This window comes from Nocardia barduliensis (genome assembly GCF_013315795.1).
Taxonomy (GTDB): Bacteria; Actinomycetota; Actinomycetes; order Mycobacteriales; family Mycobacteriaceae; genus Nocardia; species Nocardia barduliensis.
In genome coordinates this window covers 1-456 of the sequence record NZ_JABLTE010000295.1, presented here as the reverse complement: position 1 = coordinate 456, position 456 = coordinate 1, and the positions used below count along the sequence as shown (strand labels likewise).

1 protein-coding gene is annotated in these 456 nt (G+C 69.5%); it reads left to right on the top strand.

Annotated features, from left to right (window positions below):
* Positions 1 to 456, top strand: a 456-nt coding sequence (locus HOV91_RS41350; protein ID WP_174190210.1) for a type VI secretion system Vgr family protein, incomplete at both ends; no start/stop codon positions are given.

Genomic DNA, 456 nt, shown 5'->3' with positions numbered 1-456 from the left:
CTGTCCGGCATCAAGACGCAGGCGCTGGCCGGCAGCCAGTCGGGCTCGTCGGGTTACAACCAGTTAGTCTTTGACGATTCCGAAGGGCAGGGCCGCACGCAGCTCAGCACCACGCAGGCGGCAAGCGGCCTCGTGCTCGGCCATCACAAGGAACAGATCGATAGCGCGCGGCAGGCCGATCTAGGCCACGGAGCAGCGCTCGCGACCGACGACAGCGGCGCCGTGCGCGCCGGTGCCGGCCTGCTGCTCACCGCGCACAGCGCGAGCACCAGCGCCTCGCTGCAGGACAGCGAAGCTGCCGCCAGCCAGATCGAAGCCGCGAGCGACCTCGCCGAATCCCTCGCCGACGCAGCGCAGAAGCAGAAAGCCGGCCTGGCCGACGAACGCGCCGCCAAGGAACTCCCCGCGCTCAAGCAACTGCGCCACACCACCGAAGTGCTGCGCCACGCCGAAAGC